We start from the raw sequence: 25,627 nt of genomic DNA, 5'->3' as shown, positions 1-25,627 counted from the left end.
CCAAGGCAGTGTAGCCAAGCGCCCGCCCCACCCCTCAAGCGCGGCATGCCGTCGGCCCGGCCCCCTCAACTGAAGGGGCTGCTCGCCCGCCCAGAACGAGGGGCCTTGTTTACAGTCCAAGCGCACCCCCAACTCGAACACACAGGACGGAGAACGCCATGCGCGCGAAGAGCAAACTTCTGGCCCTTGCCTTGACGGCGGCCCTGCAACCGGCGCTGGCCGGCGTGGTCTCCCTGAACTTCGAAGACATCAACGCCAACGTCAGCCCCGACGGCACGGGCATGGTGCAGCTGCTTGACCGCTACCAGGGCCTGGGCGTGCAATTCCTGGGCGACGCCTGGGGCGTGACCTCCCTGCGCTGCGACGGCCTGTCGGGGTTCGTGCCCCACGACAATGGCTGCGCCGCCCTGCAGCTGGCCGGCGATCCGCGCGACAACACCGTCGAGGCAGGCAAGACGTTCACCCTCAATTTCGCCAGCGGCTTCGTCGCCGGCTCGTCCTTCTTCTTCTCGGCGCTCGGGGGCTCCAACGTCTCCATCACCCTCTACGACGAGGTCGACGGCAAGGGCCGCTCCATTCCGCTCGGCGGCCTCCCGACGGCGGACTGCACCATCCCCGGCGCGCGCTTCTGCGTCTGGAACCAGCTGAACTTCGACTTCGGTGGCATCGCCCGCTCCATGGTCGTGACCGGCAATGACGAGACCCTGATGCTGGACGACATCCGCCTCGTCCAGGCCGCCTCCGCTCCGGGCAATCTGCCCGAGCCGGGCAGCATCGCCCTGGCCGTCGGCGCCCTCGGCGCCCTGGGCTGGGTGCGCCGCCGCGCCGCGCGCTGAGCCGGCCCCGCCACCTCTCCCGAACGACCGCCCCGGCGGTCGTTTTTTTTGGCGCGCCACCGCCCTCCTCCTGGCTGGAGCGCTTGAATCGACACGGTCCGTCCCTATAATGCCGGACTGCTAGCACTCGACACACCCGAGTGCTAACGAAATCGGGCCGGCTTCTCCGGCCCCGTTTTTGTCGGTGTGCCGCAGCCATCGCCTGCGGCCGCTTCAAGTCCAACGTTCAAGGAGATTCCATGAAGCTGCGCCCCCTGCACGATCGCGTGATCGTTCGCCGCCTGGAGCAAGAAACCAAGACCGCCTCCGGCATCGTCATCCCCGACAACGCCGCCGAGAAGCCCGACCAGGGTGAAGTGCTGGCCGTCGGCCCGGGCAAGCGCAACGACAAGGGTGAGTTCGTGGCGCTGAACGTCGCCGTCGGCGACCGCGTGCTGTTCGGCAAGTACTCGGGCCAGACCGTCAAGGTCGATGGCGAGGAACTGCTGGTCATGCGCGAAGAGGACCTGTTCGCCGTCGTCCAGAAGTGATCTGGCACGTCGCGAATAAATCGACTCTGACCCCAATTTAGATATTCGGAGAATCAAATGGCAGCAAAAGACGTGATCTTTGGTGGCGACGCCCGTGCCCGCATGGTCGACGGCGTGAACATCCTGGCCAACGCGGTCAAGGTGACCCTGGGCCCCAAGGGCCGCAACGTGGTGCTCGAGCGCTCCTTCGGCGCCCCCACCGTCACCAAGGACGGTGTCTCGGTCGCCAAGGAGATCGAGCTCAAGGACAAGCTCCAGAACATGGGCGCCCAGATGGTCAAGGAAGTCGCTTCCAAGACCAGCGACAACGCCGGTGACGGCACCACCACCGCCACCGTGCTGGCCCAGGCCATCGTGCGCGAAGGCATGAAGTACGTGGCCGCCGGCATGAACCCGATGGACCTCAAGCGCGGCATCGACAAGGCCGTCGCCGCCCTGGTCGAGCAGCTGAAGAAGGCCTCCAAGGCCACGACGACCTCCAAGGAGATCGCCCAGGTCGGCACCATCTCGGCCAACTCCGACGACTCCATCGGCCAGATCATCGCGGAAGCGATGGACAAGGTCGGCAAGGAAGGCGTCATCACCGTCGAAGACGGCAAGAGCCTGCAGAACGAGCTCGACGTCGTCGAAGGCATGCAGTTCGACCGCGGCTACCTGTCACCCTACTTCATCAACAACCCGGAAAAGCAGGCCGCGATCCTGGACAACCCGTTTGTCCTGCTGTTCGACAAGAAGATCAGCAACATCCGCGACCTGCTGCCCACGCTGGAAGCCGTGGCCAAGGCCGGCCGTCCGCTGCTGATCATTGCCGAGGAAGTCGAGGGCGAGGCCCTGGCGACCCTGGTGGTCAACACCATCCGCGGCATCCTGAAGGTCGTCGCCGTCAAGGCCCCGGGCTTCGGCGACCGCCGCAAGGCCATGCTGGAAGACATCGCCATCCTGACCGGCGGCAAGGTCATCGCCGAGGAAGTGGGCCTGTCGCTCGAGAAGGTCACGCTGGCTGACCTCGGCCAGGCCAAGCGCGTCGAAGTGGGCAAGGAAAACACCACCATCATCGACGGCAACGGCGCCGCGGCCGACATCGAGGCCCGCGTCAAGCAAGTGCGCATCCAGATCGAGGAAGCCACCAGCGACTACGACCGCGAGAAGCTGCAAGAGCGCGTGGCCAAGCTGGCTGGCGGCGTGGCCGTCATCAAGGTCGGTGCCGCCACCGAAGTCGAGATGAAGGAGAAGAAGGCCCGCGTGGAAGACGCGCTGCACGCCACCCGTGCCGCCGTCGAGGAAGGCATCGTCGCCGGTGGCGGCGTGGCCCTGCTGCGCGCCCGCCAATCCGCTGGCGACATCAAGGGCGACAATGCCGACCAGGACGCCGGCATCAAGCTGATCCTCAAGGCCATCGAAGCCCCGCTGCGCGAGATCGTCTACAACGCCGGCGGCGAGCCGAGCGTGGTCATCAACGCGGTGCTGGCCGGCAAGGGCAACTACGGCTTCAATGCCGCCAACGACACCTACGGCGACATGATCGAGATGGGCATCCTGGACCCGACCAAGGTGACCCGCACCGCGCTGCAGAACGCCGCCTCCGTGGCGTCGCTGATGCTGACGACCGAGTGCATGGTCGCCGAGGCCCCCAAGGAAGACGCCCCGGCCGGCGGCATGCCCGGCGGCATGGGCGGCATGGGTGGCATGGGCGGCATGGACATGTAAGTCCTCGCCTGGCGATCCATTCGCTGGAGTGACGAAGGGGCTGCGCGAGCAGCCCCTTTTTTCGTTTCTTGCCGACCGCGGCGCACGCCCCGTCGCCGGACGCTTCAGTCGTTCGCGCCCGCCTGCGAACGCTTCAGCGTGTAGGCCAGGCCGATGCCGACGCTCACGCCCGTGGTCCGCCGCACCAGCGGGCTGTCGCGGTTGGCGGCACCCGCCACGCTGTCGAGCCGGCCGAAGCCGAAGAGGCGCAGGTCCGGCGTCAGGTGGCGGGCCAGGGTGCCGCTCAGCCGCCAGGCGATGAGGCCGCCGTGGGCGGCATAGGCGGGCCGGTCCGGCAGGGCCTCGCCGGGCGCCACGGCGTAATAGGTCGAGCCCAGGCGCCGGTCGCCGAACAACGCCGCCACGCGCACGGCGTAGCCGAGCTCGCCGGCGCCGCTGCGCCTCTCGAAGCCCAGCTCGGGCTCCAGGCTCATGCCGCGGTGATGGTCCGGGCGGCTGGCCTCGAACACGCCCCGCAGCGGCAGCTCCGCGACGAGCCGGTCACGCGCGCCGCGGCCGTTGAGGAACCAGCGCGCCGCCGGCCCGAACTCCACCAGCGTGCCCAGCCGGGCCATGCCCTCGCGCGCTCGCAGCGAGCGCGAACCCGTGCTCAGCGAGCCGGCGAACGACACGTCCAGCTCGAAGCCGTCGGTGCGCACCGCGCGCAGGCCGGCGCCGCCATCGTCGGCGCGCAGCACCTTGCCGCGATAGACGACATAGGGCAGCACCAGGCCGCGCCGCGCCTGCTCGTCCGCCCCAGGGTAGGCCTGCTGCGAGACGCCGCCCGCGGCCACGCCGAGCTCCCATAGCGGCAGCTCGTGGGCGGCCTTCGCCGCCTCCTCGGCGCGCGCCTGCGACATGACGCAGGTCATCGCCGTTAGCACAAGCGGGACGCCGCGCAACGCCCTGGCCGAGGGGCTGCTGCAGGCGGCTGAAAAAAGCGTGAAAAGGTCTTGAAGTGTTGCGTTTGCCATGCGGATCAGGGGGCTTGGGCGGCGGCTTTCCGTCAGGACGCACCAGGGTGGCGCCCCGATAATCGCATCAAGCTGCCCCCGTCCTTCCATGCCCGCCAGCCTGAATCCCCATCAACTGCTCGACCACGCGCTGACCGAGGCAGGCCCGCTGGCCCGGGAACTGCTGAACCTGGTGCAGGACGAGCTCGACGCGCAGCCCCAGCACTTCCCGCTGCGCGAGGCCTGGCGCAAGGTCCGCGGCAACTTCGCCAGCGACTTCGAAGGCAAGCTCATCGAGCTGCTGCAGGCCGGCCGCCGCGGCGACGACCCCCTACATCGCTCGTCAGTGCAATTGGGAGGTTTGGAAAGCCTCAGCCTGGTCGACGAGCACCAGGCCCTGCAGGACGTGGCCATCGCCCACGCCGCCCACGCGGCCGAAGAGCTGAGCCGTGCGGAGCTGCACCAGATCGGCAACTTCTTCGCGGCCCTGCGCGGCATCGCCCGAGCACGCGAACGCGACAACCCGCTGCGGCCGGCCCTGTACGCCCACGCCCTGCACCATGCACTGGCATGCAGCCCGCTGAGCGCCCAGGCGCAGTACGAGCTGATGCGCGTGGCCGCTGCGCCGCTGGCGCGGGCGCTCAACCGCCAATACACCCAGGCCTGCGCCGCCTTGCGCGCTGCCGACATCAGCGACATGGTGGCCTCGCATGGCCGCGAGCAGGTCGATCCGCTGGCCCACCAGCGGCTGGCAGCCGCCCGCGGCATCGGCGCCCGCCCCACCAACCTGGGCACGCTCGACACCCTCTCCCGCCGCGTCGATGCCGTCAATTCGCGGCCCCAGGGCCTGGCCGCCGCGGCGCCCCGCGCCCCCGGCGCGCCGGCGCCCTTCGTGCGCACCACGGGGCCGGACATGCTCAGCCGGCTCTACGACCAGATCCTGGCCGACCCGCGGCTGCTGCCGCCGGTCAAGGCCCTGCTCGCCCGGCTGCAGATCGCCGTCGTGCGCATGGCCCGCGCCGACGCCAGCCTGTTGCGCCGGCAGGACCATCCCACCTGGACGCTGCTCAACCGCGTCGCCGCCCATGGCATGGGCTTCGAGCGCGTCGACGACCCGCGCCTCGTCGACTTCCTGCGCTTCATGGAAGCCGAGGCGCAGTTGCTCGTCGACGCGCCCACGCCCACCGCCGCCCTGTTCCAGCAGGTGCTCGCCCGCGTGGACGCCCACATCGACCGCCAGGCGCGCCAGAGCAGCGAACGCAACGCCGTCGCGCTCGCCGCCCTGGAGCGCGAGCACCTGCGCCACGAATGGAGCCAGCTGGTGCGCGAGCAGATCGACCACCAGCTCATCGGCGCCCCGCTCGGGCCCCGCATGCTGCGCTTCCTCCAGACCGCCTGGGTGGAGGTCATCGTCGCGACCATGGTCCGCCACGGCCGCGATTCGCGCGAGGCCCAGGCCGCGATGGAGCTGGTGGATGCCGTCCTCGACAGCCTGGTCACGCCGCGCGACATGGCCGACCGCGAGGCACTGCGCATGCGGCTGCCGGTGCTGATCGAGCGCATCGTCGCGGGCTGCGAGAGCATCCAGCTGCCGGTGGCCAAGCGCGAGGCGGCGCTGGGCGAGCTGATGGACCAGCACGCCCGCCTCCTGCGCGGCCTGCCCGCGCTCGACCCGGCGCAGCGCCGCCCGCCCGCAGCCCAGCCCGGCGCCACCTCGGGCAGCGCCGCGCCGGCCTCGGCCGACGAGATCGTGCGCCGCCTCATGGAAGAGCGCGATTCGCAGGTGCCGTCCCACTGGCTCAGCGCCGACGTCGACCGCGGCGAGCTGCCCACCGTGCCGGTGCAGCTCTACAACGAACAGGACTCGCCCGACGCACGGGCCGCGCTGCAGCGCTGGATCGACAACCTGCAGATCGGCCGCTGGTACCACCTCTTCATCCAGGGCGACTGGCATACCGCCCAGATCGCCTGGATCAGCGAAGGACGCCAGTTCATGCTCTTCGTCGGTCGCGAGCCCGACGAGCGCCTGTCGGTCACGCGCCGCGCCGTCGAGGCCCTGCTGTCCAACGGCCTGATCACGGCGCTGGAGGAGGACAGCCTCGTGCAGCGCGCCGTCGACACGCTGATGAACGATCTGGACTCCCCACCGGCGGCCTGACGGCCGCCGCGCCTGGCTAGGCGTGGACCCAGTCGTGCAAGGCCAGCGCCACGTCGCCCACGCCGCTCTTCTTCAGCGCCGAGAACAGCGTGACCGACACGTCGGAGGTTTCCGTCGTCATGCCGGCCAGGAAGTCCGTGGTCGCGCGCAGGGCGGCATCGGCCTCCTTGCGGTTGAGCTTGTCGGCCTTGGTCAGCAGCACCAGCAGCTTGATCTCGCCGGTGGCCACGCGGGCGGCGACGAACTCCAGCAGCTGCTTGTCCAGGTCGGTCAGGCCCAGGCGAGAGTCGACCATCAGCACCACGCCCGACAGGCTGCGGCGGATCTCCAGGTAATCAGCCATCACCTTCTGCCAGCGCTGCTTGGCCGACTTGTTGACGGCGGCGTAGCCATAACCTGGCAAGTCAGCGAACAGCGCATCCGGGGCGTCCCGCGGCCCCAGCTCGAAGAGGTTGATGTGCTGGGTGCGGCCCGGCGTCTTGGAGGCGAAGGCCAGGCGCTTTTGCTGGGCCAGCGTGTTGATGGCGGTGGACTTGCCGGCGTTGGAGCGACCGACGAAGGCGATCTCAGGCAGCTCGGTGGCGGGCAGGTGGACGAGCTGGCTGGCGGTGGTCAGGAAGCGCGCGGTGTGCGTCCAGGCCAGGGCCAGCTTCTCGGTAACGGGCTCGGGCGGCTGGGCCTCGGGAAATTCGTGGGTCATGGGCGGTTCGGACGCTTCGGTCCGGCATTGTAAAATTCGAAGGTTGCGCCCAACGAAACCCAACAAATCCATGAAGACTGTCGCCTTCCTCCTGTCGAGTCTGTTGCTGGCCGCCTCGGCCCAAGCCAATGAGCCCGCCGCCGTGCCGGCCAAGCCCGACCTCGCCAAGGGTGGCGCCATCTCCACCCAGGTCTGCGCCGCCTGCCACACAGCGGACGGCAGCCGCGGCAGCCCCGCCAACCCCATCATCGCCGGCCAGCACGCCGAATACCTCGTCAAGCAGCTGACCGAGTTCAAGGCCGGCAAGCGCAAGAGCGCCGTCATGAACGCCATGGCCGCCCCGCTGTCGGAGGAGGACATCCGCAACGTCGCCGCCTTCTACGCCGGCAAGAGCGCCAAGCCGGGCTTCGCCAAGAGCAAGGACACCGTCGCCCTGGGCGAGAAGATCTACCGCGGCGGCATCGCGGAGCGCAACGTGCCCGCCTGCGCCGGCTGCCACAGCCCGACGGGCGCCGGCATCCCGGCCCAGTACCCGCGCCTGAGCGGCCAGCACAGCGACTACGTCGAGCTCCAGATGAACAACTTCCGCGGCGGCGCGCGCGCCAATTCGCCGCAGATGGCCGCCATCGCCGCCAAGATGAACGACAAGGAAATCAAGGCCGTGGCCGATTACGTCGCCGGCCTGCGCTGAACCTCACGCAAGCCTCGAGCAGCGAAGGCCGGTGCAGCTCACCGGCCTTTTTTTTGGCCCACACTTTCGCGTCTGATGTCTTCCGCCGCCCCCCGCCCTTCGCTCGCCCGCGAGCTGCTGGACCTGTTCTCGTCCATGCGCTTCGCGATCGCGTTGCTCAGCGTGATCTGCATCGCCTCGGTCATCGGCACCGTGGTGCGCCAGCGCGAGCCCATGGGCAACTACGTCAACCAGTTCGGGCCGTTCTGGGCCGACCTGTTCGGGCGGCTGGACCTCTACACCGTCTACAGCGCGCCGTGGTTCCTGCTCATCCTGGCCTTTCTCGTCGTCTCGACCAGCCTGTGCATCGCCCGCAACACGCCCAAGATCCTGGCTGACCTGCGCAGCTACAAGGAGGGCGTGCGCGAGCAGTCCCTGCAGGCCCACCACCACAAGGCCATCGCCTCGCTGCCCAGCAACCCGCAGATGGCCCTGGCCGAGATCGGCGCCACGCTGACCGCCCTGGGCTGGAAGGCCCGTGTCCAGCAGCGCGAGCACGGCACCATGATCGCCGCGCGGCGGGGCGCGGCCAACAAGATCGGCTACCTCGCCGCCCACTCGGCCATCGTGCTCATCTGCCTGGGCGGCCTCTTCGACGGCGACATCATGGTCAAGCTCATGATGTGGGCCCAGGGCAAGCAGCTCTACACCGGCTCGGGCCTGGCCAGCGACGTGAGGCCCGAGCACCGGCTCTCCAGCGGCAACCCGAGCTTCCGCGGCAACCTCTTCGTGCCCGAGGGCAGCCGTGCCGGCACCGCCGTGCTGACCCTGCCGGGCGGCGTCGTGCTGCAGGACCTGCCCTTCGACGTGGAGCTGAAGAAGTTCAGCGTCGACTACTACCCCACCGGCATGCCCAAGAGCTTCGCCAGCGACGTCGTCATCCACGACGGCAAGTCGGTGCACGCGGCGACGGTCAAGGTCAACGAGCCCGTCATCTACAACGGCATCGCCATCTACCAGAGCAGCTTCGAGGACGGCGGCTCCAAGCTGCAGCTCAAGGCCCTGCCACTGGCGGGCGGCCAGCCGCTCAAGCTCGAAGGCCGTGTCGGCAGCAAGCTGCCCTTCGGCGGCCAGACCCTGGAGCTCGACGGCCTGCGCGTCATCAACGTCGAGAACTTCTCCGGCGAGGCCAATGCCAGCGGCGCCGACGTGCGCAAGGTCGACCTCGGCGACACCCTGGGCAAGCACCTGGGCAGCGGCGCCAAGACGAGCAGCGCCAAGACGCTGCGCAACGTCGGCCCGAGCTTCAGCTACAAGCTGCGCGATGCGGCGGGCCAGGCGCGCGAATACAACAACTACATGCAACCGGTGGAACTCGAAGGCCGCCGCGTCTTCCTCGCCGGCGTGCGCGAGAGTGCCGGCGACGGCTTCCGCTACCTGCGCATGCCGGCCGACGAGAACGACTCGCTCGACGGCTGGCTGCGCCTGCGCCAGGCCCTGGCCGACCCCGCCCTGCGCGACGCCGCCGCCCATGCCTACGCGGCTTCGGCCACGCCGCCCAACCTGCCGCAGATGCAGCCGCAGCTGCAGCTCACGGCCCAGCGGGCCCTGAGCCTGTTCTCCGGAGCCGCGGCCAAGCCGGGCGACGAGGTCCGTGGCGGGCTGCCGGCACTGTCGCAGTTTGTCGAACGCGACGTGCCCCAAACCGACCGCCAGCGCGTCTCCGAGGTGCTGCTGCGCATCCTCAACGGCAGCCTTTTCGAGCTCAACCAGCTGGCGCGCGAACGCGCCGGCCTCAAACCCGCCGCCCTCGACGCCGCCAGCCAGGCCTTCATGACGCAGGCGGTGCTGTCGTTGTCGGACAGCATCTACTACCCGGCGCCCATGCTGCTGCAGCTCGACGGCTTCGAGCAGGTGCAGGCCAGCGTCTTCCAGGTCGCGCGTGCCCCTGGTCAGAAGCTGGTCTATCTGGGCGCCCTCTTGCTCATCGTCGGTGTCTTCGCCATGCTCTACATCAAGGAGCGTCGGCTGTGGATCTGGATCGCGCCCGAGGCCGACCCGGCCGGCTCCCAGGTGCGCATGGCCATGTCGAGCACACGGGAGTCACCCGACAACGCCGTTCTCTTCGCCCAACTCAAGGCGGCCCTCCTCAAGGAGCCCACATGAACACGACCACCTTCGACCTGCCGCGCCGGCACGCGCTGCAGCGCCGTGACGCGCTGGACTGGGCTTTTGCCGCCCTGGTGCTGCTGGGCGGCGGCTATGCCTTCAGCCGCTACCACGCCAGCATGAACGTCTACGAGCAGGGCATCCTGCTGTGCGCCATGCCGGCGATGATCGCCCTGGGCTGGTTCTGGAAGCCCCTGCGCTGGCTCAGCCTGGCGGCCGGCGCGGCCACCCTCGTGGCCATCGGCCTGTACGGCCAGCACACCGACAGTTATGGCGCCGACCTCGCCGCCGGCGAACAGGTGTTCTGGCTGAAGTACCTGCTGTCCAGCCAGAGCGCCATCCTCTGGATGAGCCTGCTCTTCTACATGAGCACTCTCTTCTACTGGGGCGGCCTCTTCACCGGCGCCGGGCGCAACAGTGCCGCCGAGGTGGTGGGCTCCAAGCTGGCCTGGGGCGGCGTCTTCATGGCCCTGGTGGGCACGCTCGTGCGCTGGTACGAGAGCCACCAGATCGGCCCGGACATCGGCCACATCCCCGTCAGCAACCTCTACGAAGTCTTCGTGCTGTTCTGCTGGCTGACCACCCTCTTCCACCTCTACTACGAGCAGCGCTTCGCGACGCGGTCGCTGGGCGCCTACGTGATGCTGGTGGTCAGCGGCGCCGTCAGCTTCCTGCTCTGGTACACGCTGGCGCGCGAAGCCCAGGAGATCCAGCCGCTCGTGCCCGCCCTGCAGAGCTGGTGGATGAAGATCCACGTGCCGGCCAACTTCGTCGGCTACGGCAGCTTCTCGCTGGCCGCGATGGTGGCCCTGGCCTACCTGCTCAAGACGGCGCAATCGCGCGCGCTCTGGATCGGCCTGGTCGCCATGCCGCTGGGCATCGTCGCCCTCATCCTCGCCGTGCGCTTCGTCGCCAACGTCGACGCCGCCACCATCGCCGGCCTCGACGGCTGGGCGCTCAAGATCGCGGGCGTCGCCGCCTTCCTGGCGGTGGCCGTCGCGCTGCGCGGCCGCCTGACCCGGCGCCTGCCCGACCTCGTCCAGCTCGACGACCTCATGTACAAGGCCATCGCCCTGGGCTTCGCCTTCTTCACCATCGCCACCATCCTCGGCGCCTTCTGGGCCGCCGAAGCCTGGGGCGGCTACTGGAGCTGGGACCCCAAGGAGACCTGGGCCCTCATCGTCTGGCTCAACTACGCGGCCTGGCTGCACATGCGCCTGATGAAGGGCCTGCGCGGCATGGCCTCGGCCTGGTGGGCCCTCGTCGGCCTGCTGGTGACGACCTTCGCCTTCCTCGGCGTCAACATGTTCCTGTCAGGCCTGCACAGCTACGGCACGCTGTGAGCCCCGCGCCGCTCAATGCGTGGCGCCGCGGCGGCGCTCCTGCTTGACGCGGTACATCGCCGCATCCGATTCCCGCAGCGCCGTCTCCATGCCGGCGCCCTGCGGGTCCAGGCAGGCCACGCCGACGCTGGCGCCGGCGTAGTCCAGCGCGACGGCGCCGGCCGCGTACCGGCCCCGGGTGGCCTCGGCCAGGCGCTGACGCATCATCTGGGCGGCACCCGGCCCGTCGTCGCCCAGTTTGGGGCCCAGACCGACGACGACGAACTCGTCCCCGCCGATGCGCGCGAGCACGTCGCCGGTGCGCAGAGAGGCCTGCAGGCTGGCGGCCACACCGCGCAACAGGTCGTCCCCGGCCTCGTGGCCATGCTGGTCGTTGACCCGCTTGAAGCCGTCCAGGTCCACCGCGCCTACCAGCAGCCAGCTGGCGGTGCGCTGCGCCAGCGAGGTCAGCCGCGCCAGCTCCTGCATCAGCGCGCGCCGGTTCAGCAGGCCGGTCAGGGCATCGGTCAGCGCCTGCGTCTTCAGCTCCGTGTTGGCCCGCTGCAGCCCGTCCACCAGGCGCTCGCGAGCCACCTGCTGCTCGATGAGGCCGGCGAACAGCCGCAGCGCGTGCCCGGCTTCCGGCGCCATCGGCTTGCGCTCCGAACTGGCCGCGCACAGGGTGCCGTAGAGCGCGCCGTCCTCGTCGCGCACGGGCGTGCTCAGGTAGGTCTGGATGCCGAGCTCGCGCGCGGCCCCGGAGTCGCCCCAGACGCCGCACACGTCGTCGGTGTAGGGCCGCCCCTCGTCCAGCGCGCGCCGGCACAGCGTGTCGCCCCAGGGCACGGACAGGCCTTCGGGAATCTGCAGCTCGCGCGAATTGCGCGCATAGACGACATGCTGCAGGCCCCCGGCCAGGTCCACCGTCGTCAGATAGGTCGACTCCAGGCCGGTCACGGTCTCCAGCAACTCAAGCAGCGGGCGGGTCAGGTCTTCCAGCGTGCGGGCGGAGGCGACGGAATCGGAGAGCTGGGCAAAGAAGGAATCCATGGCAGGCGGGTCGTGGCTAATCAGCCAACTGTAGGCACGCCACCCTGTGGCTGCCAAGCCAGGAGAGCTCTGGTTTCAGGGGGCCGGGTCTTGCGGCAGGCTGTTCGGCGTCAGCCCGGGCCGACCGGCAGCGCCGTCTCGTACTTCACCTCGCGCAACACCACGTTGCTGCGCACGCTGCTCACGCCGGGCAGCTTGAAGATGTGCTGTTGCAGGAACAGGTCGTAGGCCTTCATGTCGGCGGCCACCACCTTGATGACGTAGTCGGCCTCGCCGGTGATGGCATGGCATTCGATGATCTCGCGGCGCGTGGCCACCAGGCGCTCGAACTGCTCGACGGCGCCCTCGCTGTGCCGCACCAGGCTCACGTGGGCCAGCACGAGGATGGACAGGCCGATCTTCTCGCGGTCCACCAGCGCCACCTGGCGGCGGATGACGCCGCGCTCCTCCAGCTCGCGCACGCGCCGCCACACCGGCGTCGCCGACAGCCCGATCTTTTCGGCCAGCGCCTGGGTGGAGAGCCGGGCGTCGGCCTGCAAGGCCTCGAGGATCTGCAGGCTGGCGCGGTCGAGTTCGTTTTTTTCCATGAACCGTCCTTTTCGAGATGAATCATCTCATCCACCATCTTGTTGATCCAGATTCAGACAAGTTCTTCCGGGCCACCGGCGGAAGAATTTCCGACCCCAGGAGACACCATGCCGGACACCGCCTCGCCCGCCCTGCGCCCCTACCAGCTCAGCGACAACCTCGCGGCCGACAGCGGCGCGGTCTTCCTGACCGGTACCCAGGCCCTGGTGCGACTGCTGCTCGCGCAGAAGAAGCTGGACGAGCGCGCCGGGTTGAACACGGCCGGATTCGTCTCCGGCTACCGCGGCTCGCCACTGGGCATGGTCGACCAGCAACTCTGGAAGGCGAAGAAGTTCCTCGACGCCGCCCACGTCGAATTCCTGCCCGCCATCAACGAGGATCTCGCCGCCACCGCCTGCCTGGGCGTCCAGCGCGTGGCACTGGACCCGCAGCGCACCGTCGATGGCGTCTTCGCCATGTGGTACGGCAAGGGCCCGGGGGTGGACCGCTCGGGCGACGCCCTCAAGCACGGCAACGTCTACGGCAGCAGCGCCCGGGGCGGCGTGCTCGTCGTCTGCGGTGACGACCACGGCTGCGTCTCCAGCAGCACTCCGCACCAGAGCGACCAGGCCCTGCAGGCCTGGAGCATGCCCCTGGTCCATCCGGCCAACGTCGCCGAATACCTGGAGTTCGGCCTCTACGGCTGGGCGCTGAGCCGCTTCTCGGGCGCCTGGGTCGGCTTCAAGGCCATCTCCGAGGTGGTGGAAAGCGGCATGACCGTCGACCTCGACGCCGTGCCGCTGGACTTCGGCCATTCCGTCGACCACGCCGCGCCGACCGACCTGCACATCCGCGCCGTCGACCTGCCCTCGCTGGAGCTGGAGTCGCGCCTGGCGCACAAGCTCGACGCGGTGCGCGCCTTCGCGAAGGTCAACAGCATCGACAAGCACATCGTCACGAGCCCGGCCGCCACGCTGGGCATCGTGACCGTGGGCAAGGCGCACTACGACTTCATGGAGGTGCTGCGGCGCCTGGACCTCGACCCCAACGCCCTCGCCGCCGCCGGCGTGCGGGTCTACAAGGTCGGCCTGGTCTTCCCGCTCGAGCCGACCCGCATCGTCGAGTTCTGCAGCAACCTCACCGACGTGCTCGTCATCGAAGAGAAGGGGCCGGTCGTGGAGCGGCAGATCAAGGAACTGCTTTACCACCTGCCGGATTTCCAGCGCCCGCGCGTCGTCGGCAAGACCGACGAGCACGGCGCCCCCGTGCTGAGCGCCCTGGGTGAACTGCGCCCCAGCCGCATCATGGGCACGGTGGCCGACTGGCTGGCACGCCTGAACCCGGCGCTGGACCGCCGCCACCTGGTGGTCGACTTCCTGACGCCGCAACTGCTGTCCAACGCCGCCGACGCGGTGCGCCGCCAACCCTATTTCTGCTCCGGCTGCCCGCACAACACCTCGACGAAGCTGCCCGAGGGCTCGCGGGCACTCGCCGGTATCGGCTGCCACTTCATGGCCAGCTGGATGGAGCGCGGCACCTCCGGCCTCATCCAGATGGGCGCCGAGGGCGTGGACTGGGCCGCGCACAGCCGCTTCACCAAGGAGAAGCACGTCTTCCAGAACCTCGGCGACGGCACCTACTACCACTCCGGCTACCTCGCCATCCGCCAGGCCATCGCGGCCAAGGCCAACATCACCTACAAAATCCTCTATAACGACGCGGTCGCCATGACCGGCGGCCAGCCGGTGGACGGCACCACCAGCGTGCCCCAGATCGCCCGCCAGGTGGAGGCCGAGGGCGTGAAGCGCCTCGTCGTCGTGTCCGACGAGATCGACAAGTACGACGGCCACCACGGCCTCTTCCCGGCCGGCACCACCTTCCACGACCGCAGCGAGATGGACGCCGTGCAGCGCGAGCTGCGCGAGATCGAAGGCGTGACGGTGCTGATCTACGACCAGACCTGCGCCGCCGAGAAGCGCCGCCGCCGCAAGAAGAAGGAGTTCCCCGACCCGCCGCGCCGCATCTTCATCAACGAGGCCGTGTGCGAAGGCTGCGGCGACTGCGGCGTCGCCAGCAACTGCCTCTCCGTCGTGCCCGTCGAGACCGACTGGGGCCGCAAGCGCGCCATCGAGCAGAGCAGCTGCAACAAGGACTTCTCCTGCGTGGATGGTTTCTGCCCGAGCTTCGTCTCCGTGCACGACCCGGTGCTGAGGAAGAAGGCCGGCGCCGCCTACTCGCCGCAGGATCTGGCGCGAGAGCTCGCCGCCATCCCAGCTCCTGCGCCCTGGCACTGGACGGGGCCGTTCGACCTGCTGGTCACCGGCGTCGGCGGCACGGGCGTGGTCACCGTCGGCGCCCTGGTCACCATGGCGGCCCACCTCGAAGGCAAGCAGGCCTCGGTGCTGGACTTCATGGGCTTCGCGCAGAAGGGCGGCGCCGTGCTGAGCTTCGTGCGCGTGGCGCCCACGCTGGACCTGCTCAACCAGGTGCGCATCGACACCCAGCAGGCCGACGTGCTGCTGGCCTGCGACATGGTCGTCGGCGCCTCGCCCGACGCCCTGGGCACCGTCAAAGCGGGCCGCACCGTCATCCTCGCGAACACCCACGAGCTGCCCACGGCCGGCTTCGTGCGCAACCCCGACGCCTCGCTGCAGGGCGAGTCGCTGCTGGCCAAGATGCGCTTCGCCGTCGGCGAGCAGGGCTCGCTGGACACCATCGACGCCCAGGACATCTCGCAGCGCCTCATGGGCGACACCCTGCCCAGCAACATCGTCATGCTGGGCGCCTGCTGGCAGCGCGGGCTCGTTCCCGTCAGCGAGGCCGCGCTGATGCGAGCCATCGAACTCAACGGCGTCGCCGTCGAGGCCAACAAGACCGCCTTCGCCCTCGGCCGGCTGGCCATCGCCGCGCCGGACGCCATCGAGCGCCTGGCCGGCGAGGTCAACGTGGTGAAGTTCTTCAACTTCGACCAGCTCGACGGCCCTGACGGCCTGATCGAGCGCCGCGTGAAGTTCCTGACCGACTACCAGGACGCCGCCTACGCCCAGCGCTACCGCACGCTGGTCGAGCGCGTTCGCGCGGCCGAGTCGCCCCTGGGCAAGGGCCAGCGCCTGACCCAGGCCGTCGCCCGATACCACGCCAAGCTGCTGGCCATCAAGGACGAGTACGAGGTCGCCCGCCTCTACACCGACGGCCGCTTCATGGCGGCACTGAAGGACCAGTTCGAGGACTGGAAGCGCCTGTCCTTCCACCTCGCGCCCCCCCTGCTCGCCAGGCCCAGGCCTGACGGCCGGGTGAAGAAGATCGAGCTGGGCTCGTGGACCTTCTCCGCCTTCAAGTGGCTGGCGAAGTTCAGGCGCCTGCGCGGCACGGCGCTGGACGTCTTCGGCCGGACGGAGGAGCGCCGCATGGAGCGCCAGCTGGTCATCGACTACGAGCGGCTGATCGACGACATCCTCGCCTCGCTGACGCCCGACAACCTCAACACCGCCGTCGAGCTGGCCCGCCTGCCCGAGAAGATCCGCGGCTACGGCCACGTCAAGCAGGCCAACGTCGCGGCGGTGAGGAAGCAATGGCAGGCTCTGCTGGACCGCTTCCACGGCCGCGCGGCGCAAGCCGCCCCTCAGCCCGTGGCGATGCCCGTTCGCGTCAAGGGCGTGGCGGAGCTTTGAGCGGCGCCATCCTCAGACTGGCTCCTGCCAGCCCAGCGCCGCCATGTCGGCCTCGCGGTGGACCTTGTCGCCCAGCAGGATGAAGTCGTCCAGCTGCGGCGGCTTGACCGTCGTGCCGGCGAGCATGGCATGGGCCTGGCCGCGGTGGTGGATCTGGTGCATGAAGAGGTGGGCCAGCACGCGGCCCACGGGTTCGCGCGGCCCCTGCTCGATGCCCGCGCCGCGGTCGAAGGCCACGATGCGCGCCTCGTCGCCCGGCTGCAGGCTCTCGCAGAAGGCGACCAGCCGGGCGTCGCTCTCGTCCTGCCGCGTGGCCAGCTCCGCCGCCGTCCTCGCGGGCTCGTAACTCGCCCAGATGCTGCGCATGGCCGCGTCACCGTGCAGGGCGGCGAGGTAGTAGTGATCGACGTTGAGGATGTGGTTGAGCGTCAGCGCGAGGCTGGGGAAGAAACTGGTGCGCTGGGCATGGAAGTCGGCCTCGGACAGCTGCGCCACGGCGCCGAGCAGGCGGCGGTTGGCCAGGCGATTGGCCCGGGCCTGGATGAGGAAAAGGTTCATGCCGGCATCCTCGGCGCAGGGCCTGGAGCGGCGCCAGCGGGCAAACGCCTAGCGCCCCTTAACGGACCCCTAACGCTCTGACACCACGGGGCTGACGTCGGCGGCAGGACATGCTTCAATTCCCCGGCAGACTTGCTGCGAAGACCGCGAGAGACAGCTTGCGCATCGGAGACGGCTACACCGGCCCGGAGATGATCGGCACCACGGCCTGGGTGGCCGCGGCCATCGTGCTGTCCATCGGCCTGGCACTCACCGGCGGCGCCGTCATCTGGAAGCAGCAGCGCGCCCGCGCCGAGGCCCAGGCCTTGCAGGAGCGCCAGGTGGAGCGGCTGCAGGACGACCTCGTCAAGCGGCTGACCATGCCGGTCTACGGCCTCAAGGGCGCACGCGGCACGCTGGCGGCCATGGGAGGTCGCGTCACGCGCTCGGCCTTCCGCGCCTACGTGGAGTCGCGCGACCTGCCGAGGGAGTTCCCCGGCGCGCGGGGCTTCGGCTTCATCGAGCGCGTCGAGCAGGCCGACCTCGCGGCCTTCGTGGCCGCCCGCCGCCGCGACGGCGCACCGGACTTCGACGTGCACGGCCTGGGGCAGGAGTCCACGCACTACATCGTCTCGGAGATCGAACCGCTGGCGCGCAACGCCGCGGCCTGGGGACTCGACTCCGGCGCCAACCCGGTGCGCCGCCAGGCCATCGAGCAGGCCGTGGACAGCGGCGAGGCGACGCTGTCCAGCCCCACGCCCCTGGTGCAGGACCGGCAGCAGGGCCCGGGCTTCCTGCTGCTGGTGCCGGTGTACAAGCAGGGGCGCGACCCCGGCACGCCGGCCGAGCGCCGCGCCGCGCTGCTGGGCCTGCTGTACGCCCCGTTGGTGGCCAGCGAGCTGCTGCAGGGCGCCACCGACCAGGCCGCGTCGCTGCTCGACCTCAACCTCTCCGCCCGCACCCTCGACGGCCAGTTCGCACCGCTGCTGGCCACCCGCAACGGGCGGCCATTGCCGCCGGCCGAGGCCGCGGACGCCTCGATCACCGAGGAGCCCACGGCCCAGAGCCTGCGCTTCACCGTCGCCGGCCGCGAATTCCTGCTGGAAGCGGCACTGACCCGCGAGGCCGCCATGGGGCTGCTCGGCCTGTCGGGCGTCGGTCTGGAGCTGGGCGGGGCCCTGCTCAGCCTCATGTTCGCCGTGACGGTCTATCTGCTGGCCGTCGGGCGGGCCCGGGCCGAGCAGTTGGCGCAGGACATGACGGCCGATCTCGCGCGGCTGGCGCGGGTGGCCGACGAGGCGCGGCAGAGCCTGCAGGACCTCTACGACAACGCCCCCTGCGCCTACTACGCCCTCGACGCCGACGGCCGCTTCCTGCAGATCAACGCGCTGGGGCTGAAGTGGCTGGGCAGCACGGCCGAAGAGCTGGTCGGCCGGATGAGCCCACGCGACTTCTTCGACGAGGCCGGCCGCGCCCAGTTCGACGCCGCCTTTCCACGCTTCAAGGCCGAGGGGCGGATCTCCGGCCTGGAGTTCGACCTGACCGGCCGCCAGGGCCAGGCGCGGCGCGTCAGCCTGTCGGCCACCGCCGTCTACGGGCCCGGCGGCGAGTACCTGCGCAGCCGCTCGGTGATGTTCGACATCAGCGAGACCCATCGCATCCGCCAGCAGCTGCACCAGCTGACGCTCGACCAGGAGGCCATGCTGGAGAGCGACCTGGTGGGCATCGTCAAGCTGCGCGACCGCCGGTCCATCTGGCATAACCGCGCCCTGGAGCGCATGTTCGGCTATGCCGAAGGCGAGCTCGCCGGCGCCGCGGCCCGTCAGCTCTACGCCGACGACACTGCCTTCCATGCCCTGGGCGCCCTCGCCTATCCGCAGTTGCGGGCCGGCGGGCGCTTCCGCACCCAGCAGCAGATGCGCCGCAAGGACGGGGCGCTGATCTGGGTCGACCTGGCCGGCGTGGAATTGCCGGGCAGCGATGGCTCCACCCTGTGGATGCTGGTGGACATCACACAGAGCAAGGCCCACGAGGCCCGCATGGAAAGGGCCGCCCTGCACGACGCGCTGACCGGTGTGCCCAACCGGGTGCTGCTGGCGGACCGCCTGCGGCAGGCCATCCGTGCCGCCGAGCGCAACGGCCATGTCTTCGCCCTGGCCTACCTCGACCTGAACGGCTTCAAGCAGATCAACGACACCCACGGCCACGACGCGGGCGACGTGGTGCTCAAGGCCGTGGCAGCGCGGCTGCTGGCCAGCCTACGCGCCAGCGACACGGTGGCGCGCCTGGGCGGCGACGAGTTCGTGGTGCTGCTCACGCCCGCGCAGGCGCCGGCCGACGTGGAGCCGGTGCTCAGCCGCCTGCTCGATGCGCTGAGCCAGCCCGTCACGCTGAACTCGGGCGAACTCGTGGCCGTCGGCGCCAGCCTCGGCCTGGCCCACTACCCCACCGACGGCCGCACGCCCGAGGCACTGATGCGCCGCGCCGACGAGGCGATGTTCGCCAACAAGCGGGCCGGCCGCGCCCGCGCTTCCACCCGTTAACGGACGTATCAGACGGGGCGTATTCACGCTCCGTGCAATCTGAACGCCAGGCGGTCACCCGACGCCCCGCCGGCTTGCGGCATCATCGCCCCCCATGCTGACCCGTCGACACGTCCATTTCGCCCTGGCCAGCCTTGCGCTGCCCGGCGCCATCGCCCGTGCCCAGGAACGCCGCGCCATCGTGCTCGGCCAGTCCGTGCCGCTGACCGGCCCCGCCGCCCAGCTCGGCCTGCAGATGCAGCTCGGCGCCAAGGCCTACTTCGACGCCGTCAACTCGGCCGGCGGCGTAGGTGGCCTGCCCATCGTGCTCAAGACGCTGGACGACGGCTACGACCCGGCCCGCTGCAAGGCCAACACCGAGAGATTCATCCAGGAGGACGTGCTGGCCCTGTTCGGCTACGTCGGCACGCCGACCTCGCTGGCCGCGTTGCCGCTGGCCACGGCCGCCAAGCTGCCCTTCATCGCTCCCTTCACCGGCGCCGAGGCCCTGCGCGACCCCTTCAACCGCCTGGTCTTCCATATCCGGGCTTCCTATTTCGACGAGACCGAACTCATCGTCAAGCAGCTGACCCAGCTCGACCTGAAGAAGATCGCCGTCTTCCACCAGAACGATGCCTACGGGCAGGCCGGCCTCAAGGGCGTGCAGCGCGCGCTGGAAAAGCGCGGCCTGCAGACCGTGGCCGTGGCGACGGTCGAGCGCAACAGCGTCGACGTGGCCGCCGCGGTCAAGACCATCGTGCCCGCCCAGCCCGAGGTCATCGTGCAGATCAGCGCCTACAAGAGCTGCGCTGCCTTCATCCGCGAGGCCCGCAAGGCCGGCTTCGGCGGCCAGTTCTATAACGTCTCCTTCGTGGGCACCCAGGCCCTGGCCGACGAACTCGGCAAGGACGCGGCCGGCGTGGTCATCTCGCAGGTCATGCCCTCGCCCTTCGGCACGGCGGTCGGCCTCGTCAACGACTACCAGCAGGCCCTGCACCGCCTCGATCCCAAGGCGGAGCCCAACTACACCAGCATCGAGGGCTACACCGCGGCCCGCGTCATCGTCGACGGCCTGCGCCGCCTGGGCGGCAAGCCCACGCGCGAAGGCCTGATCTCGGCGCTCGAATCCCTGTCCGGCTACGAGTCGCGCGGCTACCAGCTGCGCTTCGGGCCCAACAAGCACGTGGGCTCGTCCTTCGTCGAACTGTCGATGCTGACCGCCGACGGCAAGGTCAGGCGTTGATGACGCACTCCCTGCTGCGCCGCGTCGGCTGACGAACCCGGCCCCTCAGCCCCTCTCGTCCTTGGGCGAGTCCATGACGATGTAGCTCGTGATCATGCTGACCTGCGGCAGCCCGCCCAGCACGTCGGCATGGAAGCGCTTGTAGGCGGCCAGGTCGGCCACCTCCACGCGCAGCAGGTACTCGAACGCCCCCGTCACGTTGTGGCATTCGCGCACGACCGGGCAGTCCGCCATGGCCTGCTCGAAGCCCTGCTGCTCGGCCAGGGTGTGGCGCGACAGGCCGATGGCCACGTAGGCGACGAAGCCCAGGCCCAGCCGCCCCGGGTCCAGCACCGCGCGATAGCCCTTGATCACGCCCAGCCGCTCCAGCTCCTGCACGCGGCGCAGGCAGGCCGAGGGGCTCAACGCGATGCGCTGGGCCAGCTCGGCATTGGTGACGCGGCCGTCCTTCACCAGCTCGCGCAAGATCTTCTCGTCGATGGCGTCCATGGCCGCAGATGATTGCACGACTGAGCGGCATCGCACCGCAGCATGCAAGCCTATTCGAGCGCAACCTCCCTAGAGTTGCGTTCCATGGACACTGCCACCGCCCTCAGCGCTCCGAGCACCCTCGCCGCCCTCACGAGCTTCGCCTTCGTCACCTCGATCACCCCCGGCCCCAACAACCTGATGCTGCTGGCCTCGGGCACCCATTTCGGCTGGCGGCGCAGCCTGCCCCATCTGGCGGGCATCTCCTTCGGCTTCGCCGTCATGCTGGCGGCTGTGGGCCTGGGGTTGGGAGAGGTGTTCCAGCGTTGGCCGGCCCTGCACGATGGCCTCAAATGGGCCAGCCTCGCCTACCTGCTCTACCTGGCCTTCAAGATCGCCACCGCGGCGCCGCCCTCGGCCCATGGCCTGGTCGCCGGCCAGGGTCGGCCGATGGGCTTCGGCGCCGCCGCTCTCTTCCAGGTCGTCAACCCCAAGGCCTGGGCCATGGCCCTGACGGCCGTGACGGCCTACAGCGACCTCGGCACCCCGGCGCTGACCGCCGTCTTCGTGGCCGTCAACCTGCCCTGCTGCGGCTCCTGGGCGCTGCTGGGCGAGCAGATGCGCCGCTGGCTGCACCGGCCGCGCGCGCTGCGCGCCTTCAACTGGGCCGCGGCGGCGCTGATGGTGGTGTCGGTGCTGCCGGTGCTGCAGAGCTGAGCCGGCCGCGAGCCAGTCCCAAGGCGGTTTGTGTCGGCGCCGACACAAACCGGCAGCACGGCAGACACGGCCCGGCGCGAGGATGCGACGGTCCTCACCTGCGCCCGCCTTCGCATGCACGCCCCTGCCTTCACCCGCGCCTTAGGGCTCGCCTTCGTGCTGGCCCTGGCCAGCCTGCTGCCCGCCGGGCCGGCCAAGGCCGACGACACGACCGACGGCGCCCGCGTCATCGTCAAGTTCAAGGCCCTCGGGCCGCTGATGCGCGCCGCCCGCGAGCGCGGCGACCGCGGGCCCCAGCAGGCTGCGGAACTCGCCGCCCGCCACGGCCTGGGCCTGCGCGACGGCCGCATGATCGACGCGCGCAGCCAGGTGGTCTGGGGCGACAGGACGCTGACCTCCGCCGCCCTGGCCGCCCGGCTCGCCCGCGATACCGACGTCGAATACGCCATGCCCGACGAGCGCCGCCACGCCCTGGCCCTGCCCAACGACCCATTGCTGCCGGCCAGTTCGAGCGCCGCCCTGGCGGCGGGCCAGTGGTATCTGCGCGCGGCCGACGCGACCCTGGTGTCGGCCATCAACGCCGTGGGCGCCTGGTCGGTGACGACAGGCTCGAGCAGCCTCGTCGTCGCCGACGTTGACACCGGCGTGCTCTTCAACCACCCCGACCTCACCGCCAAGCTGCTGGCCGGCTACGACTTCGTCAGCTCGACGACGACGGCAGGCGACGGCGGTGGCCGCGACGCCGACGCCACGGACCCGGGCGACTGGACGACGGCCAGCCAGTGCGGCAGCGGCCAGGCCGCCACCAACAGCAGCTGGCACGGCACGCAGACGGCCAGCATCATCGGCGCCCAGACCAACAACGGCGTGGGCATGGCCTCGGTCGGCTACGACGTGAAGATCCTGCCCGTTCGGGTGCTGGGCAAATGCGGCGGCACGGACTCGGACATCATCGCCGGCATGCTCTGGGCCGCCGGGCTGAGCAGCGTACCCACGGCCAACCCCAATCCGGCCAAGGTCATCAACCTGTCCCTCGGCGGCAGTGGCAGCTGCGGCGCGGCCTACCAGGACGCCATCAACCAGCTGGTCGCCGCGGGCGTGACCATCGTCGTCGCGGCCGGCAACGAGGAGGGCCTGGCCGTGGGCGTGCCCGCCAACTGCGCCGGCGTCATCGCCGTGGCCGGGCTGAGGCACACCGGCACCAAGGTCGGCTTCTCCAGCATCGGCCCGGAGGTCGCCATCGCCGCGCCCGGCGGCAACTGCGTCAACACGACGGGCAGCTGCCTCTACCCCATCCTCACCGCGACCAACAGCGGCACCACCACCGCCAGCAGCACCGGCTACACCTACAGCAACAGCAGCAACTACTCGGTGGGCACGAGCTTCGCCACGCCCATGGTGGCGGGGGCGGCGGCCCTGATGCTGTCGGTCAACCCGTCGCTCAAGCCGGCCCAGATCAAGTCGCTGCTGCAGACGACGGCGCGGGCCTTCCCGACCCAGCCCGCGGGCAGCAGCCTGCCCGTCTGCCATGCGCCCACCACCAGCGTGCAGGACGAGTGCTACTGCACGACCTCCACCTGCGGCGCCGGCATGCTGGACGTGGGCGCCGCCGTGAGCGCCGCCACCAATGCCGCGACGCCGACGGCCAGCATCGCGGCCAGCGCCACGGCGGTAGCCGCCGGCAGCAGCGTGACGCTGGACGGCAGCGGCTCCACCGCGCCCGGCACGCGCACCATCACCGGCTGGCAATGGACGATCACGAGCGGCACGGCCATCGCCGGCTTCACCGGCTCGACGAATGCGGCTACGGCCGTGCTGAAGACGAGCGGCGTGGGCAGCGTCACCGTGCAGCTGACGGTGACCGACAGTGCCGGCCAGCAGGCGACCCAGTCCCAGGCCATCACCGTCACGGCGCCTGCCGCGCCGACCGCCGCCATCGTCGCCTCGGCCACGGCCGTCGCGGCGGGCACGCCGGTGAGTTTCGACGGCAGCGGCTCCAAGGCGGCCAGCGGCCTGGGCATCGCCAGCTACCAATGGAGCGTCGCCCCGGCGGCAGGCAGCCCCAGCGGCCTGGCCAGTTTCACCAGCGCCACCAACGCAGCCACGGCGACCGTGGCCACACTGGGCAGCGGCAGCGGCAGCTTCGTCGTCACGCTGACGGTGACCGACAGCCTGGGCCAGGCCAGCAGCACGAACGCCACGGTCACGGTGACCGCCCTGGGCCCGACGGTGAGCATCGGCGCCGCCACCACGACCATCGCCGCCGGCAACGACGTGGCGTTGAACAGCACGGGCTCGAGCGCCCCGGCGGGGCGCACGCTGACGGGCTACCAGTGGAGCCTGGTCAGCGGCAGCGGCATCGCCGCCTTCAGCGGTCCGACGACGGGTGCGACGGCGACGGTGACGACCAGTTCGGCCGGCAGCTTCACCGTGCAGCTCACGCTGACCGACAGCGCGGGCGCGCAGGCGAGCCAGACGCAGACCTTCACGGTCACGGCAGCGGCGACTGCGGCGGGGGGCTCCGGCGGCGGATCGGGCGGCGGAGGTGGAGGCGCGATGTCGGGGTGGTGGCTCGTGGCGCTGGCGGTGGCGGCGTGGTGCGTGGGTGGGCGACGGAAGGGGTCGTCACGGTCGCAGGTCGCGGGTCGGGGTGCTTGGCATTGAGCCTCTGCGACTCGGTGCGGTGTGTTGGTCGGGGTGCTTTTGCTGAAAGCCTTTCGACTCGTTGCACCGCCGCGGGAATCCGCCCCGCGGCGGTGCAGAGAGTTGCAAAGGCTCCAGGCAAAAGCGACCAAACACCAAAACGGCGCCCAGCAAACGCTAGCCAACAAACCTCACGCCGCCTGCTCCACATGCGCATGCCGCGTGTAGAGGAAGTCGATGACCTCCTTCCTCGCCGCCAGATAGCGCGCATCCTCGGACAACTCCACGCGCACCCGCGGCCGCGGGATGCCGACGTCCAGGATCTCGCCGATGGTCGCCGCCGGGCCGTTGGTCATCATGACGATGCGGTCCGACAGCAGCACCGCCTCGTCCACGTCGTGCGTCACCATCACCACCGTGCTCTGCGTGCGCGCGACGATCTTCAGCAGTTCGTCCTGCAGCCGCGCCCGCGTCAGCGCGTCCAGCGCACCGAAGGGTTCGTCCATCAACAGCACCTTGGGCTCCATGGCCAGGGCCCGGGCGATGCCCACGCGCTGCTTCATGCCGCCCGAGATCTCGTGTGGCCGCTTCTGCAGCGCATGGCTCATGCCCACGAGTTCGAGCGCAGCGCGGGCACGCAGGTGCAGTCGCACGCCGGGCTCCTTGCCGCCGAAGACCGACTCCACGGCCAGCAGCACGTTCTCCATGCAGGTCAGCCACGGCAGCAGCGAGTGGTTCTGGAAGACGACCGCCCGCTCGGGGCCGGGCGCGGCGATCTCGCGGCCGTCGCAGATCAGCGCACCCTCGGTAGGCCGCAACAGGCCGGCGATCAGGTTGAGCAGCGTGGACTTGCCGCAACCCGAGTGGCCGATCAGCGAGATGAACTCGCCGCGCCGGATGTCGAGGTTGATGCCCTGCAGCGCATGGAAGCGCCCCTTGCGGGTGTTGAACACCATCTCGGCGTCCTGCACTTGAATGAAAGGACGTGTGGTCATGACAACTCCTGATGAATCGATGTCAAGGCGAAGGCGACGTGGTGCCTTCCCCAGCGGACGCCGCAGAACTGGCTTTGCCAGGCTGCTGGCGTCGCCCCCTTGAGGGGGCCGGCAAAGCCGGCAGGGGGTG

Annotated in this window: 19 protein-coding genes and 1 pseudogene; 13 read left to right on the top strand and 7 right to left on the bottom strand. The window is 70.0% G+C overall.

Going from position 1 to position 25,627, the window contains the following annotated elements; all coding sequences use genetic code 11:
- Positions 1-158: 158 nt before the first annotated feature.
- The 3 genes from LXT12_RS09225 (at position 159) to groL (ending at position 3,073) form a co-directional block, all read left to right on the top strand.
- On the top strand, positions 159-836 hold the full coding sequence (locus tag LXT12_RS09225) for a PEP-CTERM sorting domain-containing protein (RefSeq protein ID WP_233391338.1): 678 nt from the start codon (positions 159-161) through the stop codon (positions 834-836).
- A 239-nt stretch (positions 837-1,075) separates the two neighbouring features.
- Complete coding sequence (gene groES, locus LXT12_RS09220) at positions 1,076-1,366, top strand: co-chaperone GroES (RefSeq protein WP_056874394.1); 291 nt, start codon at positions 1,076-1,078, stop codon at positions 1,364-1,366.
- Positions 1,367-1,423: 57 nt separating this feature from the next.
- Complete coding sequence (gene groL / locus LXT12_RS09215; protein ID WP_233391337.1) at positions 1,424-3,073, top strand: chaperonin GroEL; 1,650 nt, start codon at positions 1,424-1,426, stop codon at positions 3,071-3,073.
- A gap of 104 nt (positions 3,074-3,177) precedes the next feature.
- Here groL and LXT12_RS09210 read toward each other — a convergent pair whose 3' ends face one another.
- The gene (locus tag LXT12_RS09210; RefSeq protein WP_233391335.1) at positions 3,178-3,972 is read right to left on the bottom strand and encodes a MipA/OmpV family protein; all 795 of its coding nucleotides are present in this window, start codon (positions 3,970-3,972) and stop codon (positions 3,178-3,180) included.
- Positions 3,973-4,084: 112 nt separating this feature from the next.
- On the opposite strand from LXT12_RS09210, the pseudogene LXT12_RS27125 reads away from it, so the two are divergent.
- Both LXT12_RS27125 and LXT12_RS09205 read left to right on the top strand, forming a co-directional pair.
- Positions 4,085-4,753: pseudogene (locus LXT12_RS27125) on the top strand (DUF1631 family protein); the annotation flags it as partial.
- A 9-nt stretch (positions 4,754-4,762) separates the two neighbouring features.
- Positions 4,763-6,223, top strand: coding sequence for a DUF1631 family protein (locus LXT12_RS09205; protein WP_419964769.1), 1,461 nt, complete (start codon positions 4,763-4,765; stop codon positions 6,221-6,223).
- A 16-nt stretch (positions 6,224-6,239) separates the two neighbouring features.
- Here LXT12_RS09205 and yihA read toward each other — a convergent pair whose 3' ends face one another.
- Complete coding sequence (yihA, locus tag LXT12_RS09200; protein WP_233391330.1) at positions 6,240-6,923, bottom strand: ribosome biogenesis GTP-binding protein YihA/YsxC; 684 nt, start codon at positions 6,921-6,923, stop codon at positions 6,240-6,242.
- A 70-nt stretch (positions 6,924-6,993) separates the two neighbouring features.
- On the opposite strand from yihA, the gene LXT12_RS09195 reads away from it, so the two are divergent.
- The 3 genes from LXT12_RS09195 to ccsB all read left to right on the top strand — a co-directional run bounded on the left by LXT12_RS09195 (position 6,994) and on the right by ccsB (position 11,105).
- Positions 6,994-7,614 (top strand): c-type cytochrome, encoded by a 621-nt coding sequence (locus LXT12_RS09195; protein WP_233391329.1) that lies wholly within the window; start codon positions 6,994-6,996, stop codon positions 7,612-7,614.
- A gap of 75 nt (positions 7,615-7,689) precedes the next feature.
- A complete protein-coding gene (locus LXT12_RS09190) occupies positions 7,690-9,759 on the top strand; it encodes a cytochrome c biogenesis protein ResB (RefSeq protein WP_233391328.1) in 2,070 nt (689 codons plus the stop codon).
- Positions 9,756-11,105, top strand: a complete 1,350-nt coding sequence (ccsB, locus tag LXT12_RS09185; RefSeq protein ID WP_233391327.1) for a c-type cytochrome biogenesis protein CcsB — start codon at positions 9,756-9,758, stop codon at positions 11,103-11,105. Before LXT12_RS09190 ends, ccsB begins: the two co-directional genes overlap by 4 nt.
- 12 nt (positions 11,106-11,117) lie before the next feature.
- On the opposite strand, the gene LXT12_RS09180 is transcribed toward ccsB, so the two are convergent.
- Both LXT12_RS09180 and LXT12_RS09175 read right to left on the bottom strand, forming a co-directional pair.
- Positions 11,118-12,134, bottom strand: coding sequence for a sensor domain-containing diguanylate cyclase (locus LXT12_RS09180; protein WP_233391326.1), 1,017 nt, complete (start codon positions 12,132-12,134; stop codon positions 11,118-11,120).
- 110 nt (positions 12,135-12,244) lie between these two features.
- Complete coding sequence (locus LXT12_RS09175; RefSeq protein ID WP_233391325.1) at positions 12,245-12,721, bottom strand: Lrp/AsnC family transcriptional regulator; 477 nt, start codon at positions 12,719-12,721, stop codon at positions 12,245-12,247.
- A gap of 108 nt (positions 12,722-12,829) precedes the next feature.
- On the opposite strand from LXT12_RS09175, the gene LXT12_RS09170 reads away from it, so the two are divergent.
- The gene (locus LXT12_RS09170) at positions 12,830-16,372 is read left to right on the top strand and encodes an indolepyruvate ferredoxin oxidoreductase family protein (protein WP_233391324.1); all 3,543 of its coding nucleotides are present in this window, start codon (positions 12,830-12,832) and stop codon (positions 16,370-16,372) included.
- Between the two features lie 12 nt (positions 16,373-16,384).
- On the opposite strand, the gene LXT12_RS09165 is transcribed toward LXT12_RS09170, so the two are convergent.
- Positions 16,385-16,930: a DinB family protein gene (locus LXT12_RS09165; RefSeq protein ID WP_233391323.1), complete on the bottom strand. Its 546-nt coding sequence runs from the start codon at positions 16,928-16,930 to the stop codon at positions 16,385-16,387.
- 158 nt (positions 16,931-17,088) lie between these two features.
- Here LXT12_RS09165 and LXT12_RS09160 point away from each other — a divergent pair, with 158 nt between their 5' ends.
- Both LXT12_RS09160 and LXT12_RS09155 read left to right on the top strand, forming a co-directional pair.
- Positions 17,089-19,452, top strand: coding sequence for a sensor domain-containing diguanylate cyclase (locus tag LXT12_RS09160; RefSeq protein WP_233391322.1), 2,364 nt, complete (start codon positions 17,089-17,091; stop codon positions 19,450-19,452).
- A 94-nt stretch (positions 19,453-19,546) separates the two neighbouring features.
- Positions 19,547-20,674 carry an ABC transporter substrate-binding protein gene (locus tag LXT12_RS09155; protein WP_233391321.1) on the top strand — a complete coding sequence of 376 codons (1,128 nt, stop codon included), beginning with the start codon at positions 19,547-19,549 and terminating at the stop codon, positions 20,672-20,674.
- 45 nt (positions 20,675-20,719) lie between these two features.
- Here the strand turns inward: LXT12_RS09155 and LXT12_RS09150 are convergent, their stop codons facing one another.
- Positions 20,720-21,163: an Lrp/AsnC family transcriptional regulator gene (locus LXT12_RS09150; protein ID WP_233391320.1), complete on the bottom strand. Its 444-nt coding sequence runs from the start codon at positions 21,161-21,163 to the stop codon at positions 20,720-20,722.
- Between the two features lie 84 nt (positions 21,164-21,247).
- Here LXT12_RS09150 and LXT12_RS09145 point away from each other — a divergent pair, with 84 nt between their 5' ends.
- Together LXT12_RS09145 and LXT12_RS09140 are read left to right on the top strand one after the other, a co-directional pair.
- Complete coding sequence (locus tag LXT12_RS09145) at positions 21,248-21,859, top strand: LysE family translocator (protein WP_233391319.1); 612 nt, start codon at positions 21,248-21,250, stop codon at positions 21,857-21,859.
- A 114-nt stretch (positions 21,860-21,973) separates the two neighbouring features.
- Complete coding sequence (locus tag LXT12_RS09140) at positions 21,974-24,523, top strand: S8 family peptidase (RefSeq protein WP_233391318.1); 2,550 nt, start codon at positions 21,974-21,976, stop codon at positions 24,521-24,523.
- A gap of 170 nt (positions 24,524-24,693) precedes the next feature.
- Here the strand turns inward: LXT12_RS09140 and LXT12_RS09135 are convergent, their stop codons facing one another.
- Complete coding sequence (locus LXT12_RS09135) at positions 24,694-25,497, bottom strand: ABC transporter ATP-binding protein (protein ID WP_233391317.1); 804 nt, start codon at positions 25,495-25,497, stop codon at positions 24,694-24,696.
- Positions 25,498-25,627 lie beyond the last annotated feature (130 nt).

Origin of the sequence: Pelomonas caseinilytica, assembly GCF_021353235.1 — a bacterium.
GTDB classification, from domain to species: Bacteria; Pseudomonadota; Gammaproteobacteria; order Burkholderiales; family Burkholderiaceae_C; genus Pelomonas; species Pelomonas caseinilytica.
The sequence above is the reverse complement of the archived record's forward strand: the minus strand, read 5'-3'. Positions and strand labels throughout refer to the sequence as shown.

Coding starts and splice junctions, on each gene's coding strand:
- LXT12_RS09180 (WP_233391326.1), bottom strand. CDS start 12,134: ATGGATTCCTTCTTTGCCCAGCTCTCCGATTCCGTCGCCTCCGCCCGC.
- LXT12_RS09195 (WP_233391329.1), top strand. CDS start 6,994: ATGAAGACTGTCGCCTTCCTCCTGTCGAGTCTGTTGCTGGCCGCCTCG.
- groL (WP_233391337.1), top strand. CDS start 1,424: ATGGCAGCAAAAGACGTGATCTTTGGTGGCGACGCCCGTGCCCGCATG.
- LXT12_RS09145 (WP_233391319.1), top strand. CDS start 21,248: ATGGACACTGCCACCGCCCTCAGCGCTCCGAGCACCCTCGCCGCCCTC.
- LXT12_RS09155 (WP_233391321.1), top strand. CDS start 19,547: ATGCTGACCCGTCGACACGTCCATTTCGCCCTGGCCAGCCTTGCGCTG.
- LXT12_RS09150 (WP_233391320.1), bottom strand. CDS start 21,163: ATGGACGCCATCGACGAGAAGATCTTGCGCGAGCTGGTGAAGGACGGC.
- LXT12_RS09175 (WP_233391325.1), bottom strand. CDS start 12,721: ATGGAAAAAAACGAACTCGACCGCGCCAGCCTGCAGATCCTCGAGGCC.
- LXT12_RS09140 (WP_233391318.1), top strand. CDS start 21,974: ATGCACGCCCCTGCCTTCACCCGCGCCTTAGGGCTCGCCTTCGTGCTG.
- yihA (WP_233391330.1), bottom strand. CDS start 6,923: ATGACCCACGAATTTCCCGAGGCCCAGCCGCCCGAGCCCGTTACCGAG.
- LXT12_RS09165 (WP_233391323.1), bottom strand. CDS start 16,930: ATGAACCTTTTCCTCATCCAGGCCCGGGCCAATCGCCTGGCCAACCGC.
- LXT12_RS09210 (WP_233391335.1), bottom strand. CDS start 3,972: ATGTCGCAGGCGCGCGCCGAGGAGGCGGCGAAGGCCGCCCACGAGCTG.
- LXT12_RS09225 (WP_233391338.1), top strand. CDS start 159: ATGCGCGCGAAGAGCAAACTTCTGGCCCTTGCCTTGACGGCGGCCCTG.
- ccsB (WP_233391327.1), top strand. CDS start 9,756: ATGAACACGACCACCTTCGACCTGCCGCGCCGGCACGCGCTGCAGCGC.
- LXT12_RS09135 (WP_233391317.1), bottom strand. CDS start 25,497: ATGACCACACGTCCTTTCATTCAAGTGCAGGACGCCGAGATGGTGTTC.
- LXT12_RS09190 (WP_233391328.1), top strand. CDS start 7,690: ATGTCTTCCGCCGCCCCCCGCCCTTCGCTCGCCCGCGAGCTGCTGGAC.
- groES (WP_056874394.1), top strand. CDS start 1,076: ATGAAGCTGCGCCCCCTGCACGATCGCGTGATCGTTCGCCGCCTGGAG.
- LXT12_RS09205 (WP_419964769.1), top strand. CDS start 4,763: ATGGTGGCCTCGCATGGCCGCGAGCAGGTCGATCCGCTGGCCCACCAG.
- LXT12_RS09170 (WP_233391324.1), top strand. CDS start 12,830: ATGCCGGACACCGCCTCGCCCGCCCTGCGCCCCTACCAGCTCAGCGAC.